The 17,001-nt window shown below is 73.5% G+C and carries 16 protein-coding genes; 6 read left to right on the top strand and 10 right to left on the bottom strand.

What is annotated here, in order from left to right; translation table 11 throughout:
- Positions 1-23: 23 nt before the first annotated feature.
- On the bottom strand, positions 24-770 hold the full coding sequence (locus AB0J57_RS06465; RefSeq protein WP_366126851.1) for a helix-turn-helix transcriptional regulator: 747 nt from the start codon (positions 768-770) through the stop codon (positions 24-26).
- A gap of 54 nt (positions 771-824) precedes the next feature.
- Between AB0J57_RS06465 and AB0J57_RS06460 the strand changes: the two genes are divergently transcribed.
- Both AB0J57_RS06460 and AB0J57_RS06455 read left to right on the top strand, forming a co-directional pair.
- Positions 825-2,003 (top strand): MFS transporter, encoded by a 1,179-nt coding sequence (locus AB0J57_RS06460; RefSeq protein ID WP_366126850.1) that lies wholly within the window; start codon positions 825-827, stop codon positions 2,001-2,003.
- Positions 2,004-2,042: 39 nt separating this feature from the next.
- Entirely contained in the window at positions 2,043-2,201 is a 159-nt protein-coding gene (locus AB0J57_RS06455; protein ID WP_366126849.1) for a hypothetical protein, read from the top strand.
- Positions 2,202-2,212: 11 nt separating this feature from the next.
- On the opposite strand, the gene AB0J57_RS06450 is transcribed toward AB0J57_RS06455, so the two are convergent.
- Positions 2,213-2,842: a hypothetical protein gene (locus AB0J57_RS06450; RefSeq protein ID WP_366126848.1), complete on the bottom strand. Its 630-nt coding sequence runs from the start codon at positions 2,840-2,842 to the stop codon at positions 2,213-2,215.
- A 452-nt stretch (positions 2,843-3,294) separates the two neighbouring features.
- On the opposite strand from AB0J57_RS06450, the gene lanKC reads away from it, so the two are divergent.
- The 4 genes from lanKC (at position 3,295) to AB0J57_RS06430 (ending at position 9,666) form a co-directional block, all read left to right on the top strand.
- Positions 3,295-5,907 (top strand): class III lanthionine synthetase LanKC, encoded by a 2,613-nt coding sequence (gene lanKC / locus AB0J57_RS06445; RefSeq protein ID WP_366126847.1) that lies wholly within the window; start codon positions 3,295-3,297, stop codon positions 5,905-5,907.
- 6 nt (positions 5,908-5,913) lie between these two features.
- Complete coding sequence (locus AB0J57_RS06440) at positions 5,914-6,030, top strand: SapB/AmfS family lanthipeptide (RefSeq protein WP_366126846.1); 117 nt, start codon at positions 5,914-5,916, stop codon at positions 6,028-6,030.
- 76 nt (positions 6,031-6,106) lie between these two features.
- Positions 6,107-7,864 carry an ABC transporter ATP-binding protein gene (locus tag AB0J57_RS06435; RefSeq protein ID WP_366126845.1) on the top strand — a complete coding sequence of 586 codons (1,758 nt, stop codon included), beginning with the start codon at positions 6,107-6,109 and terminating at the stop codon, positions 7,862-7,864.
- A complete protein-coding gene (locus AB0J57_RS06430) occupies positions 7,861-9,666 on the top strand; it encodes an ABC transporter ATP-binding protein (protein ID WP_366126844.1) in 1,806 nt (601 codons plus the stop codon). The genes AB0J57_RS06435 and AB0J57_RS06430 overlap by 4 nt, the downstream gene beginning before the upstream one ends.
- On the opposite strand, the gene AB0J57_RS06425 is transcribed toward AB0J57_RS06430, so the two are convergent.
- The 8 genes from AB0J57_RS06425 to AB0J57_RS06390 form a co-directional block, all read right to left on the bottom strand.
- Entirely contained in the window at positions 9,596-10,201 is a 606-nt protein-coding gene (locus AB0J57_RS06425; RefSeq protein WP_366126843.1) for a response regulator transcription factor, read from the bottom strand. The genes AB0J57_RS06430 and AB0J57_RS06425 overlap by 71 nt on opposite strands.
- 66 nt (positions 10,202-10,267) lie before the next feature.
- On the bottom strand, positions 10,268-11,869 hold the full coding sequence (locus tag AB0J57_RS06420) for a polyamine aminopropyltransferase (protein WP_366126842.1): 1,602 nt from the start codon (positions 11,867-11,869) through the stop codon (positions 10,268-10,270).
- 10 nt (positions 11,870-11,879) lie between these two features.
- Positions 11,880-12,317: a DUF350 domain-containing protein gene (locus AB0J57_RS06415; protein WP_366126841.1), complete on the bottom strand. Its 438-nt coding sequence runs from the start codon at positions 12,315-12,317 to the stop codon at positions 11,880-11,882.
- 80 nt (positions 12,318-12,397) lie between these two features.
- Positions 12,398-12,808 (bottom strand): DUF4247 domain-containing protein, encoded by a 411-nt coding sequence (locus tag AB0J57_RS06410; protein WP_366126840.1) that lies wholly within the window; start codon positions 12,806-12,808, stop codon positions 12,398-12,400.
- Complete coding sequence (locus AB0J57_RS06405) at positions 12,805-13,299, bottom strand: DUF2617 family protein (RefSeq protein WP_366126839.1); 495 nt, start codon at positions 13,297-13,299, stop codon at positions 12,805-12,807. Before AB0J57_RS06405 ends, AB0J57_RS06410 begins: the two co-directional genes overlap by 4 nt.
- A 137-nt stretch (positions 13,300-13,436) precedes the next feature.
- The gene (locus AB0J57_RS06400) at positions 13,437-13,931 is read right to left on the bottom strand and encodes an MSMEG_6728 family protein (protein WP_366127164.1); all 495 of its coding nucleotides are present in this window, start codon (positions 13,929-13,931) and stop codon (positions 13,437-13,439) included.
- Positions 13,932-13,985: 54 nt separating this feature from the next.
- Positions 13,986-15,563, bottom strand: a complete 1,578-nt coding sequence (locus AB0J57_RS06395; RefSeq protein ID WP_366126838.1) for a GMC oxidoreductase — start codon at positions 15,561-15,563, stop codon at positions 13,986-13,988.
- A gap of 177 nt (positions 15,564-15,740) precedes the next feature.
- On the bottom strand, positions 15,741-16,769 hold the full coding sequence (locus tag AB0J57_RS06390; protein WP_366126837.1) for an RICIN domain-containing protein: 1,029 nt from the start codon (positions 16,767-16,769) through the stop codon (positions 15,741-15,743).
- Positions 16,770-17,001 lie beyond the last annotated feature (232 nt).

Genomic DNA, 17,001 nt, shown 5'->3' with positions numbered 1-17,001 from the left:
CCGCGTCCCCGGCACCCACGAGCTCAGGTACGGCGGCCGTGGGTGCCGGGGGTGTGGCCGAAGGCGCGGCGGAAGACGTCGATGAAGGCGCTGGTGGAGGACCAGCCGCAGCGGTGGGCGACGGTGGTCACCGCCTCGCCGTCGGCCAGCATGCGCAAGGCGTGGTACAGGCGCAGTTGGGTGCGCCACTGCGGGAAGGTCATGCCCAGCTCCTGGCGGAACAGGCGGCTGAGGGTGCGTTCACCGGCTCCGGTGGCGGCGCCCAGCGACGCCAGGGTGCGGGCGTCGGCCGGGTCGCGGTGCAGCAGCTCGCACACGGCCCTGAGGCGGGGGTCGGCCGGGGTGGGCAGGTGGACGGGCTGCTGGGGCGAGGCGCGCAGTTGGTCCAGGAGGACCGCGCGCAGCCGCCGCCGCTCGGGGGTGTCTTCGTGGGGGCCCCGGGTGAGGGCGAGGATCAGTTCGCGCAGCAGGGGGCTGACGGCGAGGACGGTCGGGGCGGACAGGCCGAGGGGGTTGGTGCCGGCGGGCAGGCCCAGCAGGTGCAGGTCGAGGTGGCCGTGGGCGCGGTGGGCGTGGACGCATCCGGCGGGCACCCAGATGGCGCGGGTGCCGGGGGCGAACCAGGTGCCGGCGTCGGTGGTGACGGCGAGGACGCCGGAGCCCGCGTAGACGATCTGGTGGTCGTCGTGGTGGTGAGCGTCGATGCGCTCTCCCGGCGCGAGCGCCTGGCTGCGGGTGGGGGCCTCGGGGGTGTGGCGGATTTCCGGCATGGATTGGCAATTTATCGGAAGCGCGCCATGCGGTGCCGTGGCGACGATGGCCGGGTGCCGATCACCAGGACCTCTCGCTCCCGCCCCGTCACGCTGCTGGCCCTCGGGCATGCCTGCGTGGACGTCTACCAGGGCTCCGTCGCCGCGCTCGTGCCGTTCTTCGTCGCCGAGCGCGCCTACACCTACGCCGCCGCGTCCGGTGTCGTCCTGGCCGCCTCGCTGCTGTCGTCGGTGGTGCAGCCGCTGTTCGGGGCGCTCACCGACCGGTGGGCCATGCGCCCGCTGCTGCCGGTGAGCGCCCTGGTCAGCGGGGTCGGCGTCGCCCTGGCCGGGGTCACCGGCTCGTACGCCCCGACGCTGGCGCTGGTCGCGCTGTCGGGGATCGGTGTCGCCGCGTTCCACCCGGAGGCCGCGCGGGTGGCGAGGGCGGCCGGTCGCGGCAGCCACACCGCGATGGGCTGGTTCTCCCTCGGCGGCAACCTCGGGTTCGCCACCGCGCCGCTGCTGGTCTCCGCCGTCGTCGCCACGGGGGGCCTGCGCGCCTCGCCGCTGCTGGTCGTCCCGGGGCTGGCCGGCGCGGCGCTGTGCGTGGCCGCGCTGCGGTCGATGCCGCCGCGCGGGACCGGGACGGCGGCCGCCTCCGGCTCGGGCCCGGCGGGAGGCGGCCGGGACGACTGGGCCTCGTTCGCCGGGCTCTCCGGGGCCGTCGTGTGCCGCTCGGTCGTCTTCGTCGGCCTGAGCGCGTTCGTCTCGCTGTACGCGGCCCGGCGCACCGGCGGCGGGGACTTGGCCGGCACGGTCGCGCTGTTCGTCCTGTACGTCGGCGGCGCGGTCGGCGCCGTGGTGGGCGGGCACCTCGCCACCCGGTTCGGCCGCCTTCCCGTCGTCCGGTGGTCCTACGCCCTGACCGTCCCGGCCGTGGCCGGCGTCGTCCTGGTCCCCGGCCCGGTGCTGTACGTGTTCGTCGCCCTGACGTCGGTCGGCCTGTACGTGCCGTTCTCCTTGCAGGTCACCCTCGGCCAGGACTACCTGCCCCGGCACGTCGGCACCGCCGGTGGCGTCACGCTGGGGCTGACGGTCAGCGTCGGCGGGGTGGCGAGCCCGCTGATCGGCGCGGTCGCCGACGCGACGTCCTTGCAGGTGGCCCTCGCCCCGCTGATCCTGCTGCCGGGGGTGGGCTGGTTCCTTCTGCGGGGGCTGCGCGAACCCGTTGCATATTCATGCAAGCGATGACATATTGGTCATACCGCGCATTACGAGGAGTTCCACCGAATGGCCCACGAAGCCGACCCGACCACTCCCACCCCGGCACCCCACATCGACCTCACCCGCGCCCGCGACTGCCACGTCTGCGGCGAGTGGGGCACCGTGGTCGACGCCCACGGCCATGACGAACCGTGCCCGACCTGCCAGCGGCCCGGCGGGACGTGATCCGCGCATCCTCAGCGAACCGTGGCCTTGTCCGTGAGCCCGTAGCCACCCTTGATCACCTTCGAGTCGGCGGCCGGCGCCATGCACCTGCTCAGCAACGGCTCGTTCTCCTCGGTGCCTCCCGAGATACCGATACGGCTGGGACCGCCCCCCTTGCCGTCCCCCACGTAGAAGCTGACGCCCATGCGGATGCGCCGCTTCAGATAGTCGTCCCAGCCGCCGACGTTGCCCCCGGTGCGCACGATGCGCCCGGTCACGGTAGCGGTGGGGCCGCCGGTGGTCAGGCAGTCGACCTCGAAGTCGCCCCAGTTGACCTTCTCGGGCTCGCCCGCGGCGGCGCGCTCCCGGTGGAGGATGCGGAAGGTGCCCCAGGCCTTGTCGGGCTGGGACCAGCCCACGCCCTTGAAGGTGGCACGGGCGTCGACGGTGACCTGGATGTCATGGCCGGGCACGGGGTAGTCCATGCGGCCCCAGCCCCTGAGGCTGGAGGTGAGGGCCCCGGAGGGCGGGGTGGCCCGCGCGGCCTCGTCGACCCGGGACGGGGGTGCCGTAGACGCGGAGGCGATCCCCGCAGTGGCCGCCACCATGGCGGTCGCGGCGAGGAACGTGACGGCACGGTCGGGCAGGGTGAATCGGGACACGGTGGAACTCCATTCCGGATCGAGGAACATTCGGATCGAACCGAAGCGCCGGAGGGGAAGGGCCTCCCTCCGCCACGCCCGATCCTGCTCAACTCCCGCCCCGAGCACGTCAGTCGCCGGTCGCGACCTGCTTCCGCCGCGCGACGGAGCCCGCCGGTCCGGGCGGTCCACCCCATGACGTACCCGAGCCGTCCACCGTGCGCTGACGCCCAACTCCCGCTCCAATGCCCGCACTTCGGCCGACCAACGGGCATCTCCGGTGCGGGGGCGGGGTGTTGCAGAGGGACCTGTTCCTGTCACGGCCCAGCCGTGCGTTATTCACGCCCATCGGGTGACACGGGGTGGTGTTCCCGGGAGCGCAACTCTGCAATCGTCGCTGCTGAGGCGGTGCCACAGCGGCATCGGCACGGACCGTTCAGGGGCCGACGAGGTCCCCGGGACGGGAGGAACAGGTGGACAAGCGCTACGAGGCCTACTGCCTGATGGACGCGGACTTCTACGACACACCGGACCGCGCCCGTGGCGGTGACACCGCGTTCGCGCAGGCCGAGTGTCCGGCTCCCGACACCTGGCGGCGCTCCGAGGTCGACGACTGGGTCGTCCTCCGCCCCGACGACGTGCGCCTCCCCCTCCAGGGCTGGAAGATCCACGTGTCCGCGTGCCTCGACGACGCGGCGCAGATCCTCACCGACGTCTGGGACTACTGCGTCCCGCGCGGGATCGCCTTCAAGTTCCTGCCCAGCAAGGACATACTCCTGCTCGCCAACGCCAAGTACGCGCACCGCGGGTCGAGCGGGAAGTTCGTGACGATCTACCCGGCCGACGAGGCCGCGCTGGAGCGCGTGCTCACCGAACTGGGCCCGGTACTCGCCGGTCGCCACGGGCCGTACATCCTCAGCGATCTGCGCTGGGGCGAAGGGCCGCTGTACGTCCGGTACGGCGCCTTCGGCGAGCGGTACTGCGTCTCCCCCGACGGAGAGGTGGAGCTCGCGATCGAGGACGGCGAGGGCCGGCTGGTACCGGACGTCCGGGGACCGACCTTCCAGGTGCCCGACTGGGTCGAGCTGCCCGCCTTCCTGGCCCCGCACCTGGCGGCGCGGGGCGGCGACGGGGCCGCGCTCGCCGACCTGCCGTACCGCTTCGACAGCGCCTTGCACTTCTCGAACGGCGGCGGCCTCTACGCCGGCGAGGACCTGCGCACCGGACAGCGCGTGGTACTGAAGGAGGCCCGGCCGTACGCGGGTTTGACGGCCGACGGCCGTGACGCGGTCGCCAGGCTGATCAACGAGAAGGAGACCCTGGAGCGGCTTCGCGGCCTCGACTGCGTACCGGCCCTGCACGACCACTTCGTACGGGCCGGACACCACTTCCTGGTCGAGGAGTACGTCGACGGCATGGAGCTGGAGCACCTGTTCGTCGACCGGTACCCCCTCGTCGGGCGTCGGGCCGGGGAGACGGCGCTGGCCGAGCACGCCGCCTGGGCGACGGGCCTGTGCGAGCGGGTGGAGCGGGCCGTCGCCGCGATCCATGACCGTGGCGTGGTCGTCGGAGACCTCCAGCCGTCGAACATCCTGGTCCGCCCCGACGGGCGCGTGGTGCTGATCGACTTCGAGGGCGCGACGGACGCGGCGGAGGCACGGCGCCAGGTTCTCGGCGCCGATGGCTTCATCGCACCGCGTGAACGGCGCGGCCCCGCCATCGACGACTACGCCCTCGCCTGCCTCAAACTCTTCCTCTTCATGCCGCTGACCGGCCTGTTCCCACTGGATCCCGGCAAGGCGGGACAGCTCGCGGCCGAAGCGGCGCGCACCTTCCCGGTCCCCCGCGCCTACTTCGACGACGCGGTGCGCACCCTCACGGGTGACGCCGGGGTTCCGGCCGGCCCGGAGCCGCGACTGCGGCCGGACCGCGACGGCTGGGCGGAGGCCCGTGCGTCGCTGGCCGGGGCCATCCTCGCGGCCGCCACGCCCGAGCGGGACGACCGGCTCTTCCCCGGCGACATCGAGCAGTTCGAGACGCCGGGCGGCGGGCTGGGCGTGGCATACGGTGCGGCCGGGGTGCTGTACGCGCTCGACGTGACCGGCGCCGGCCGCCGGCCCGCGCACGAGGAGTGGCTGATCCGTCGGGCCCTGCGCCCCGAGCCGGGCATCCGGCTCGGGTTCTACGACGGCTTGCACGGCGTCGCGTACGTACTCGACCACCTCGGTCACCGGCACGAGGCGCTGAAAGTGCTCGACATCTGCGCGGGCGAACGCTGGCAGGAACTGGGCCTCGACCTCAAGGGCGGCCTCTCGGGCATCGGCCTGAACCTGCTCCACTTCGCGTCGGCCACCGGCGACCCGGCCCTGCACGACGCGGCCGTGCAGGCGGTGGACGCCGTGGCGTCCCGGCTCGGCGAGGTGGACTCCGTACCGGAGATCAGCGGCGGGGACGGGCCCTACGCCGGCCTGCTGCGCGGCTCGGCGGGGCCCGCGCTGCTCTTCCTCCGCTGGTACGACCGCACCGGTGAGCCGGTGCTGCTCGACCTCGCCGCGACGGCCCTCCGGCAGGACCTGCGCCGGTGCCTCCAGCGCGAGGAGGGCGAGCTTGAGGTCAACGAGGGCTGGCGGACGATGCCGTACCTCGCCGACGGCAGCGTGGGCATCGGCCTCGTCCTCGACGACTACCTCGCCCGCCGCCACGACGACGCCTTCGCCGAGGCTTCGGCCGCGATCCGGCGGGCGGCCGAGGGCGGCTTCTACATGGAGCCGGGCCTCTTCGACGGCCTGGCCGGCATGATCCTCCACCTCAGCCGCGCCCACCCGCCCGGCACGGCCGCCGGACGCGACCCGGTCGTCGCCGACCAGATACGCCGACTGGCGCGGTACGCGGTCGAGCGCCGCGGCCGGCTGATGTTCCCGGGCGAGCAGTTGCTGCGGCTCTCCCTGGACCTGGCCACCGGCAGCGCCGGGGTGCTGCTCGCGCTCGGCGCCGCGCTCCACGACGACCCCGTGCACCTGCCGTTCCTTGAGCGGCCCCAAAGCCATGAAAGTCCCCGTCCCCACGGAGTAGCAGAACGGAGGTGAGACAACATGACGATCCTCGACCTGCAGGGCATGGAAACCAGCCACTACGGCAAGCCCAGGAGGAGCGGCGCCAGCAAGCACTGCGGCGGCGGCAGCAGCAGGCTCAGTCTGTTGCTTTGCTGAACCACCACCGGGGCGAGGACGCCCTCGGCGTCCCCGCCCCACTCATGTGTGTACGCGCGTGCAACGGGAGACGCCCATGGACCGACGCGGCGCGGACCGCCTGCTGCTGAGGGCAGCGCGGCGGGGAGGGCCCTGGGTCGCCGTCATGCTGGCGACAGCGCTGCTGCTCGCCGGTGTCTACACGGTGCTCCCGGCCCTCATGGGGCGGGCGCTCGACGCCGTGCTCAGCGGCGGCGACACCGCTCTGTGGCTGTCGCTGAGCATCGCGGCGATCGCCCTGCTCATGGTGTGCGACATCGCCGACGACCTCGCGGGCAAGCTTGCCGAGGCCCGGTCCGTGGCCTGGCTGCGCCACACGCTGCTGCGCGACGTCCTGGGCCTGGGCGCCCGTGCCACGCGCCGTTTCACGCCCGGGGACCTGGTGAGCCGGCTGGTCGGCAACACGGCCCGGACCGGGCAGGTGGCATCGACCCTCGTCTGGGCGGTCATGGACCTGGTGCCCCCGCTCGGCGCGGTCGTCGCGCTGGCGCTGATCGACCCCTGGCTGTGCCTCACCTTCGTGGTGGGGCTGCCCGTCGTACTGTCCCTGGTGCGCACCTTCGTCCGTGACGCCTCCGACATCAACGAGCGCTACTTCGACGCGCAGGGCCGGGTGGCCGCCCGGCTCGTCGACGCCCTGGCCGGTATCCGCACCATCACCGCGGCCGGCACCGTGGACCGCGAGGTGCGGCGCGTGCTCGGTCCGCTGCCGGAGCTGAGCCGGCACGGGACGGGGATGTGGCGGGCCCTCGCGCGGGTCTCGTCGCGGGAGGCGCTGGCCATCCCTCTGCTGGAGGTCGCCGTGCTCGCGGTCGCGGGCCTGGAGCTGGCGCGCGGGCGGATCACCCCGGGCCAGGTCCTGGCGGCCGGCGAGTACGTGGCCCTGGCCACCGGCATCGGCGCCCTGGTGACGTCGGCGAGCCGGCTGGCCCTCGCCCGGGCGACCGCGAGCCGCGTCTGCGAGGTGCTTACCGAGCCCCCGGTGCCGTACGGGCGCGAGAGCGTGCCGGACGGGCCGGGGCGACTGGAGTTCCGGGCCGTCACGGTACGCGGGGCGGGCGGGGAGGCCGTCCTGGAGGACGTGTGGCTGACCGTTCCCGGCGGGGCGCTGGTCGCGGTCGCCGGGCGCTCCGGATCGGGCAAGTCCGTGCTGGCCGCGCTGGCGGGGCGGCTCGCCGACCCGGACGAGGGCGAGGTGCTGCTGGACGGCGTGCCGCTGCGGCGGCTCGACCGGCCGGCGCTGCGGCGGGCGGTGGCGTACGGCTTCGAACGGCCCGTGCTGCTGGGTGAGACGTTCGGGGACGCCATCGCTTTCGGGGCCAGGGGCGCCGGTGCGGAGGAGGTGGCCCGGCAGGCGGCGGCGGCGCGGGCGGACGCGTTCATCCGGCGGATGCCCCAGGGCTACGGGACCCGGCTCGCCGACGCCCCGGTCTCCGGTGGCGAGGTGCAGCGGGTGGGGCTGGCGCGGGCGTTCCTCCAGGCGGGGCGGGTGCTGGTGCTGGACGACGTGGCCGCGAGCCTGGACACCGTGACGGAGCACCACATCAGCCGGGTGCTGACCGGCACGGGCGCCCTGGCGGGCCGCACCCGCCTGGTGGTCACGCACCGGGCCTCCACGGCCGCCCGGGCGGACCTCGTCGTCTGGCTCGACGGGGGCGGCGTACGCGGGCTGGGCACGCACGACGAGCTGTGGGCCGACCCGGCGTACCGGGCCGCGTTCCAGCCGCCGGTGGCGGACGCGGGCGCCGGGGGGCGGCGTGCGGGGGCCGGTGCGGCGGCCGGGGGCGGGACGTGACCGGCCGGGCTGGCGGGCTGCTGCTGGCGTCGCTGCGCAGGCGGCGCGGGGCGTTCGTACGGCTCACCGGGTGGTCGCTGGTCCAGGGCGTGCCCGCCTTCCTCTCCGGCTGGGCGGTCGCCCGCGCCGTGGACGACGGCTTCCTCGCCGGCCGGACCGGGACCGGGCTGGCCTGGCTGGGGGTGCTGGCGGCGGCCATCGTGCTGGGCGCGTGGGCGACCCATCACGCCACGCTCGGGCTGTGCGCCGTCGTCGAGCCGCTCCGCGACGAGCTGGTCACGCTCGTGGCCTCGGGCACGCTGCACGGCTCCGCCCGGGTGGGGCGGCCGGCCGATACCGCCGGGGTGGCGCGGCTGACCGAGCACGTGGAGATCGCCCGGGAGGCGTACGGCGCGGTCGTCATGTTCGTGCAGGGGTTCGTGGTCACGGCGGTGGGCGTGCTGCTGGGCCTGGCCACGCTGGACCCCGCGCTGCTGTTGTTCGTGCTGCCGCCGCTGCTCGCGGGCCTCGGGCTGTTCGCCGCGGCGCTGCGGGCGCTGGCCGCGCGCCAGCGGGCGGTGGTGCTGGCCGACGAGCGCATGGCCGAGAGCGTCGGCTCGGTGACCGGCGGGCTGCGGGACGTGGTGGCGTGCGGTGCCGAGGATCTCGTACGGGAGCGGACGGGTGAGCGGATCGACGCGACGGCCCGGGCCACCCGGGCGCTGGCCCGGGCGACGGCGCTGCGCACCGCGTCGCTGGGCGTCGGCGGCTGGCTGCCCCTGGTCCTGCTCCTGGCCGGGGCGCCATGGCTGGTGCAGCGCGGCGTGACCACGGGCGCGGTGCTGGGCGCGGTGACGTATGTGACGCAGGGCCTCCAGCCCGCGTTGCAGGGCCTCGTCCAGGGCGTCGGCGGCAGCGGGCTGTGGCTGCTGGTCACCGTCGGCCGCATCGCGGAGGTGAGCGGGGCCGCCGCACCACCCGGGCCGGAGGCGCCCGAGGCGCCGGAGCGCTCGACGGCCGCCGCCGCGCCGCACGGCTCCGGCGTGGGGGTGGGCGTGGAGCTGGACGGGGTGACGTTCGGGTACGCCCGGTCCGCCGAGCCGGTGATCGACCGGCTGGACCTGGTGCTGCGGCCGGGCGAGCACCTGGCCGTCGTGGGGCCCAGCGGGGCGGGGAAGTCGACGTTCGCCGCGCTGGTGGCGGGCGTGCTGGAACCGGCCGCCGGGCAGGTCCGGCTGGGCGGCGTACCGGCCATGAGCCTGGCCGGTGACGGGCTCGCGCGGCACCGGGTGCTGATCCCGCAGGAGGCGTACGTGTTCGCCGGGACGCTCTGGGAGAACCTCACGTACCTGGAGCCCGGTGCCGCCCGGGCGGCGGTGGACGCGGCGGTGGACGCGGTGGGCGCCCGGCCGCTGGTGGAGCGCCTGGGCGGGTACGACGCGCCCGCCGAGCCGCAGGAGCTGTCGGCCGGTGAGCGGCAGCTCGTCGCCCTGGTGCGCGCCTATCTGCCGGCCGCCGGGCTGGTCCTGCTGGACGAGGCGACGTGCCATCTCGACCCGGCGGCCGAGGCGCGCGCGGAGGAGGCGTTCGCGCGGCGTCCGGGGACGCTGGTCGTGTGCGCGCACCGGATCAGTTCGGCGCTGCGGGCGGACCGTGTCCTGGTGCTGGACGGTGCGCGGGCCTCCCTGGGTACGCACGAGGAGCTGATGGCGGGCTCGGCGCTCTACCGTGACCTGGTCGGGCACTGGGAGGTCACAGCCAGCCCGACTCCCGGGCGATCCGGATCGCGTCGATCCGGTTCCGCGCTCCGATCTTGCGGGTGATCGCCGACAGGTGGTTGCGCACCGTGCCCACGGACAGCGACAGCCGGTCGGCGATCTCCGTGCCCGGGGTGCCCTCTGCCGCGAGCCGCAGGACCTCCCGCTCACGCGGCGTCAGGGGGTTCTCGACGGCGTCGAGCACTTGCAGGGCCAGGTCCGGGTCGATGTAGCGCTGTCCCCCGACCACCTTGCGGATGCCCTCGACGAGCCGGTCCGGTGGGCCGTCCTTCCCGATGAGGCCGGGCGGCCGCAGGGACAGCACCCGGCGCAGTCGCTCCAGGGTCGGTGCCCCCGCCACCAGCAGCGTCCGGCACTCGGGCAGCCGCTCGCACAGTTCACCCGCCGTGGCCAGCGCCTGGTCCTGGTGCGCGTCGACGTCGATGACGACCACGTCGGGGCGGTACGAGAGCGCTCTGGCGAGGATGTGCCCGTTCCCGCCGGACTCCGCGACGACCTCCATGTCGTCCTCGTGGGTCAGGACGGCGGCGAGCGCCCCGCGCAGCAGCCCGTTTTCCTCGACGAGAAGAACACGGATCACTGGCACTCCCTGCGGTAGGACCTGCCCTACGACGGATTATCCCCGCATGTGCCGTGACGTGCCCGGTCAGTAGTTCTGCCATTCGTGGCGGGTGTACTCCAGGACGGCCGGGTCCAGCAGCGTGCTCGCGCGTACGTCCTGCGGGCGCCGGTCGACCGGGAAGACGGTGGCGGCGGCGAGGACGTCGTCGTCGAGGAAGCGCAGCGGCGGGGCGTCGGCCGCCAGCCGCAGCGCGGGCGGCGGGCCGTCGGCGCCGGGGGTGGCGAGGATGAAGCCCCAGTTGCCGAAGCTGGGGACGTCGATCTGGTACGGGGTGGTCGCGTAACCGGCCTCGCGGATCGTGGCGGCGATGGACCAGTACGACTTGGGCGCGAAGAAGGGCGAACCGCCCTGCACCATTACGCGGCTGTCGGGGGTCAGGACCCGGCCGAGCAGGTGGTAGAACTCCACGCTGTAGAGCTTGGCCAGAGCGGCGGTGTCGGGGTCCGGGAAGTCGATGAGGACCGTGTCATAGCGCCGGGTGGCGTCCCGCAGCCAGGTGAAGGCGTCGGCGTGGACGACGGTGACCCGGGGGTCGGACAGCGCGTGGTCGTTGAGGTCGAGCAGCGGGGCGAAGGTGCGGGCCAGCCGGGTCATCGCCGGGTCGAGGTCGACCAGGGTCACCTCGTCGACGTCGTCGTAGCGCAGCACCTCCCGGAGGGCCAGCGCGTCGCCGCCGCCCAGGATCAGGACGGAGGAGCGCTTCCCCGACAGGGCGGGGTGGACGAGCGCCTCGTGGTAGCGGTACTCGTCGACGGAGGAGAACTGGAGGTCGCCGTTGAGGAACAGCCGGGTGTCGGGCTGCCCGGTGAAGGCCGTGGAGCGGGTGACGACGATGTCCTGGTACGGGGTGGTCTCGGCGTGGACGATCGGGTCGCGGTAGAGCTGCTGACGGGCCGTGACCTCGATGTCGTCGGCCAGGACGTACACCGTGGCCAGTACGGCGAGGGTGGCGGCCGCGCCGGCCAGCAGCGCGTTCCGCACGACCGGGCGGGTCTCGCGGCGGAAGATCCACAGGACGACGACGACCCCGGCCACGGCGTTGACCGCGCCCACCACCAGGGCGCCCTTGAGCTGGCCGAAGGCGGGCAGGAGCAGCAGCGGGAAGCACAGGCCGCCGACCAGCGCGCCGACGTAGTCCGCGGCGAACATGTCGGCCACGGCGCTGCCGGCCTCCTGCCGCCGGATCCGCTGAAGCAGCGTCATCAGCAGCGGAATCTCGGCTCCGACGAGGAGGCCGACGACGAACGAGACCACCACCATGGCCGGCATGTAGAGGCGCAGCCAGGCGAACGCCACGTACAGGATGAGCACCGACAGGCCGCCAACGAGCGCGAGCAGGATCTCGACGAGGGCGAAGGAACCGACCGCGCGCCGTTGCAGGGGCTTGGCGGCCAGGGAACCGATGCCCATGGCGAAGACCATGACGGAGATGACCACGGAGGTCTGCATCACGGAGTTGCCGATGAGGTAACTGCCCAGCGCCGTCAGCGCCAGTTCGTAGACCAGGCCGCAGGCCGCGCAGACGAACACCGCGAGCAGCAGCAGGAAGCGTGTTCCGCGTGCGTATGTCCTCGGCGGCCGGGTGGCGGCGGCCGGAGCGGTGCGGTCCTGGAGGGTGGTGCTCATGGTGGGTGGTTCAGGAGACCGCGGCGCCGACCATGAAGGCCGTGCCGAGGTACATGGCCGCCTGGACCCAGGCGGCGGGGTGGGGGCTGGTGCCGTTGTCGTCGAGCACGGCGTGGCCCAGGCGGCCGGGGGTCAGCAGGCCGACGATGACGGAGATCAGCGTCATCACGGCGACGCCGGCGAGGCCGTACAGCAGGGTGCTGAAGAGGCCCTGGGAGAGGCCCTGCTCGGATTCGCTGGCCCGGATGGACTGCTCGATGACCAGGCCGATGGCGATGGTCTGGCCGGCGAGGAGGACGGCGGCGCCCCGGTTGCGCTCGGTCCACACGACATGGACGAGCTTGCCGGGGGTGACGAGGTCGAGTGCGATGAAGCCGACCGCCATCACGACGAAGCCGACGAGGCCGTAGAGCAGGGCGGTGCCTGCCGACTCGAAGATCTCTGCCACGGTGTGCCTTTCGGGGACGTCGTCGAGGAGTTCGGAAGGGGAGAACGAAGGGGGGAATCAGGGGGTGCGGGCCCGGCCGGTCACTTCCCGGAACCGGGGCCGCCGCCGCGGAACGAGGCGCTGTCCGGGTCCGGCCACGAGGAGCCCAGGTGGGTGCGCCAGCGGTGGTACCCGCTGCGGTAGTCGTCGATCTCGATCAGGCTGCCCCTGCCGCTGCTGTGCGGGCTGATCGCGACGATGTCGTCGCGGTAGCGGAGGAACTCCTTGTCGCCGTCGCTGAGGCGGTCGACGGCCGAGGTGTTGCCGTCGATCTCCTCGGCGACCTTCGACGCCGGGTCGGTCCTGTCGATGTAGTTCAAGCCGCTGGAGGAGTACTCGCCGCGGATCCAGGCGGACGGTACGTCGTTGCCGTCGTCGTCCGGTTCGCTGGAACAGGCGGCGAGCGCCACCGTGGCGAGGAGCATCGCGCTGATGCGTCGAGCGGTCTTCATCGGGCCTCCAGCCGGGTGTGCGTCGCCACGATCTGGCGGCTCTGCGGGTAGGTGTGCCAGGTGCGCCAGCTCAGACCGGCGCTCTCCCGCTCGACGATCAGTGCGGTGACCGCTTCCGGGGAGCCGGGGAAGACCCCGTACAGCGCCCGGGGGTGGTCCTCGGACCGGTCGCGTATGCGCGCCACCCGTGCGCTGAACTCCTGGGCGCCGAAGCGCTCGACGTGGGCGCCGAAGCGGTAGTGCCAGCCGTCGAAGTCCTGGGCCGCCGTGTCCGGCAGGCCGCCCTCGACGCCCGGCAGGCAGGCGACGGTCTCCCGGACCGGACCGGCGAAGACCTGGTGGGAGGCGCCCAGGAGCCTGAGCTGCACATCGAGCCCGCCGACCGTCAGGTCGCGGACGGCGAGCGCGTCGCGGGCGGGGCGTCCGAGCACGAACGACAGTTGGTCCGCGTCGGTGTCCAGGTACGGGGTCGTCAGCGCTATGCCATTCATCCGGCGCCGCCCGGGCCTGTGACCAGCAACATGCCGAGGACGGCAAGCTCGAATCTCAACGATGATCCCCCGACTGCGAAAGTGCTTGGAGCGCGGCTGAGTATGGCACAAGCCGAAATCGCGCCACGTCCGGGGTGTCAGCCGTCCTGGGCGGGCCCGTGCCGCCCCCCGTCGCGGTCGGAACCGGGCCATACGTAGGGCAGGTCCGCCGGGACGTCGGTGAAGCGGTCCGCGTAGAAGCCCGGGTCCTTGCGCAGCAGGGCCGACCGGTGGCTGCGGTGGAAGTCCGCGTCGCCCAGCCAGGGCGGCAGCTCACCGTCCTCGGCCAGCTCCTCCTGCCGGCGCACGGGCGCTGAGGGCCGGAGGGCGTGGAACCCGGCGAGCAGGGAGGCGGCGCAGGTGTCGCGGTGCCCCTTCGCGGTCCACACCCCGCAGACCTCCAGCCCGTAGCGGACCAGCGCCTCCTCGTACCCGGTCCACATCCGTACGGCCGGATGCCGCCGCCACGCGTAGCCCGGCACGGTCAGCCCGCGCAGCACCTGGAGCGCCTCGACCCGCTGTTTGCCCAGGCGGCGCGGGTCGAGCACCTCGGCGCTCTCGGCGAACCACGGGAACGGCAGGAACGTCTGCACAGGCACGTGTCTACCGTCTCCGGTACGGCCCCGCACGTCCTGAGGTCCTGGGGTTCACCCCGCCATGGAGACGATCTCGGCCATGGCGCGTTCGGCGAGGGCGGCGATGGTGAGGGAGGGGTTCGCGCCGCCGGCGTTGCCGGGGATCAGTGATCCGTCGAGGACGTAGAGGCCCCTGACGCCGTGGACCCGGCCTGCGACGTCGGTGGTGCTGCCGATGACGCAGCCGCCCAGGGGGTGCCCGGTGAAGGGGTGCGTCTTGACGGTGACGGGGAGCATGCCGGGGTTGGCCGCGATGACGCGGTCGCTGAGCTCCAGTGCCGACCTCGCCGCCGCCGCGGACTTCCCGGCCGTCCAGTCGGCCAGCGACACCCGGCGGCTGCGCGGGTCGTAGCGGAAGGTTCCGCGGTTGTCGGTGTCGACGGTCACGCTGAAGGTGACGGAGGCCGGGAGCGCGTGGTAGGCGGGCAGGACCCAGCTCTCCGCCAGCAGCGGCAGGTCGAACTCGTCGGGGAAGAAGGCGCCGGACGCGCAGGGTGAGCCCTGGGAGCCGCCGTGGAAGCGCAGCGGCTGGGAGCGTGCGGTGGCCTGGTCGCCGTTGTCGCCGAAGCCGGTGCCCAGCGACTCGGGCAGGTCGGCGAGGTCGCCGCGGTCGCGCGCCGCCACCAGGAGCCGGTTGGTGTTCAGCGTGCCGGCGGCGACGAACAGCATGCCGCACGTGAACTCGGTGGTGCCGAGCACGGCCCCACCGGTCGTGAGCCGCCGGACCTCCACCGAGAACCGCCCGTCGGGCCGCCGGCCGATGGACCGCACCTCGTGCAGGGGCCGGAGCTGTACGTTGCCGGTGGCGAGGGCGGCGGGGAGGTAACTGCGGGTCAGTGACCTCTTGGCGCCGTTGCCGCAGCCGAAGTCGGACTCGCCGACGGTCGCCGAGAGCGGGGCGGCGTGCGCCAGTTCCCGCCGGATCACGTCCCAGTCGAACGTCGAGTCCAGCGGGAAGGTCCGGGCGCCCGCGCCGGCCAGGTGCTGGTCCCACAGCCGGGAGTGGGTGAAGGGCATGGACCGGTAGACGTCCCCCGGCATCGCCGAAGCGCCCAGCATGCGGCGGACCTTGGGGAACCAGGTACGGGCGAACTCCTCGTAGCGCAGCCCGGACGGATAGAGCCGTTCGAAGTACCGGCGCGGCGGGGCCACCGTGACGCCGGTGTAGACGATGGAGCCGCCGCCGACGCCCGCCCCGCAGGCGATGTCGAGGCCGCGTTCCTCGGACACCTCCATGACCCCGGGGGCGGGCCGGACCGGTGTGGGCAGCAGCGCCGGCCAGCGCGTCGTGCGGCGGAACCAGAACATCGTGTCGGTGACGCCGTTCATCGATCCGAAGACGTGCCGTCGCGGAGCGACGGGCCACTCGCGGCCGCGCTCCACCACCAGGGTGTCCACCCCGGCCCGCCCCAGCCGCAGCGCGGCGACCGAGCCGCCGAACCCCGAGCCGATCACCAGGGCCCGGAAGTGCGTGCGCGAGGCGGCGGCGGCGAAGGCGCGGCTCCCGGCACCGCCCAGCACCGCCGCCCCCAGACCGGCCAGCGTCCCCCGGCCCGCGAGCCCCAGAACTTCCCGGCGGTGGATGGGCATCGACCACTCCTGTGTGGGCGGGCACCTGGTCCCGGCTGCGGCCACGACTTCCACTGCCGCAACGACGACCCGCCACCGCAGGACACGCTCCCCGCGCCGGTGAGGTGAGGGCGAAGCCGCCCGAGCGTCCACGGAAGCCGCCTGACGGCGGTGTGCCCGGCGGTGGCGGTGACGCCGCTACGCGTCGCAGCCGGTGAACTGTTCGGCGGTCCGGGCCGCGTACACGCTGGCGCCGCCGTTGTCGTCGTTCTTCAGCGGCACGGTGATGGTGTCCTGGGCGTTCCAGGCGAAGCCCTGCGCGTCGAACGTCCAGGTGCCGGTGACCTTCGTGGCCAGTTCCGACAACGCCACCCAGCCGTACTGCCGGGGAGGAACGGTCACGGTCAGGCTGTTGCCCAGGTCCTGGCCGAGGTTGAGGGTGACCGAGCCGGTCACCGTACTGCCGATCTGCGCCTGGAGGGCGGGCGCGGTGCCTGCCGACAGGGAGGAGGACAGGGTGAAGCCGATCGTGGAGGACCAGCCGGTCCTGGTGGTGAGGGAGAAGGTCCACGGCACCGGCGCGGAGGTGCCGTTGTACCAGACGGGTGACACGCACACCTTCGGCAGCGGCGCGGCGGGGGCCTGGACGCCCTTGGTCCAGAAGCAGGTGGAGACGTCCTTGGCGCAGCGCGCGGCGGCGTGGTCGACGGCCATGTTCCAGGCCGCCTCACGAGCCGCCGGCGGCACGCTCCACTGCTGGGCCTTGGTGCCGTTGCAGCGGTAGGTCTGGGTCCACGCGTCGTTGTACTGGGCGTTCTGGACGACGTCGAGGCAGGTGTTGGTGGCCTTGTGGCGGATCATGAAGGTTCCGGCGCCGGTGACGGGCTGGAAGTACCAGTTCTCACTGGCGCGGCCGTCGCAGGGCTGCTGCCGGAGGGGCAGACCCGCGTCGACGCACTTGCCCGTCGTGTTGTTGACGATGGTGAAGGACGCGTCCGCGCCCGTGGCGGCGATGCGCCACGACTGGTGGTGGCCCGGCGCGGAGTTGGTGACGATGAAGACGCCGTTGCCCGTGTTGCCGTTCTGGACGTCCAGGTTGCGGCCGTTGCCGGCGGAGGTGAGCGTGATCTCGCCCAGGTCGGGCGCTGCGACGGCGGCTTTTGCGGGGGCGGGGACGGGGGCGGGGGCGGTGTGTTGCGTGGGTGCGGCCCCGGCAGATGGTGCCATGCTGCCAAGGGCCATGCATAACGCCGCCACGAGGGCGGCGATCACCGTTGTCGAGACCGTGGTGTGTCTCGAAGGCGTGAGTGACATGTCTTCCTTTCCCGGTCCGGGTGTGTTCGGGCCGGCAGCGAGCATGTCACCCGCCGGGCGGGCACGGCTCTATGCCCGTGAGCCAATCCCGGCGCCTTTCGTGCCACCTCGAACGTGCTGCGGCGTGCGCGTACGGGATAATGCC

It is taken from the genome of Streptomyces sp. NPDC049837 (assembly GCF_040674455.1).
Classification (GTDB): Bacteria; Actinomycetota; Actinomycetes; order Streptomycetales; family Streptomycetaceae; genus Streptomyces.
This window is presented reverse-complemented; position numbering and strand designations above follow the sequence as displayed.

Excerpts from the sequence above, each read along its gene's own strand:
- AB0J57_RS06440 (WP_366126846.1), top strand. The coding sequence starts at position 5,914 with ATGACGATCCTCGACCTGCAGGGCATGGAAACCAGCCACTACGGCAAG.
- AB0J57_RS06455 (WP_366126849.1), top strand. The coding sequence starts at position 2,043 with ATGGCCCACGAAGCCGACCCGACCACTCCCACCCCGGCACCCCACATC.
- AB0J57_RS06395 (WP_366126838.1), bottom strand. The coding sequence starts at position 15,563 with ATGCCCATCCACCGCCGGGAAGTTCTGGGGCTCGCGGGCCGGGGGACG.
- AB0J57_RS06405 (WP_366126839.1), bottom strand. The coding sequence starts at position 13,299 with ATGAATGGCATAGCGCTGACGACCCCGTACCTGGACACCGACGCGGAC.
- AB0J57_RS06435 (WP_366126845.1), top strand. The coding sequence starts at position 6,107 with ATGGACCGACGCGGCGCGGACCGCCTGCTGCTGAGGGCAGCGCGGCGG.
- AB0J57_RS06420 (WP_366126842.1), bottom strand. The coding sequence starts at position 11,869 with ATGAGCACCACCCTCCAGGACCGCACCGCTCCGGCCGCCGCCACCCGG.
- AB0J57_RS06465 (WP_366126851.1), bottom strand. The coding sequence starts at position 770 with ATGCCGGAAATCCGCCACACCCCCGAGGCCCCCACCCGCAGCCAGGCG.
- AB0J57_RS06410 (WP_366126840.1), bottom strand. The coding sequence starts at position 12,808 with ATGAAGACCGCTCGACGCATCAGCGCGATGCTCCTCGCCACGGTGGCG.
- AB0J57_RS06390 (WP_366126837.1), bottom strand. The coding sequence starts at position 16,769 with ATGGCACCATCTGCCGGGGCCGCACCCACGCAACACACCGCCCCCGCC.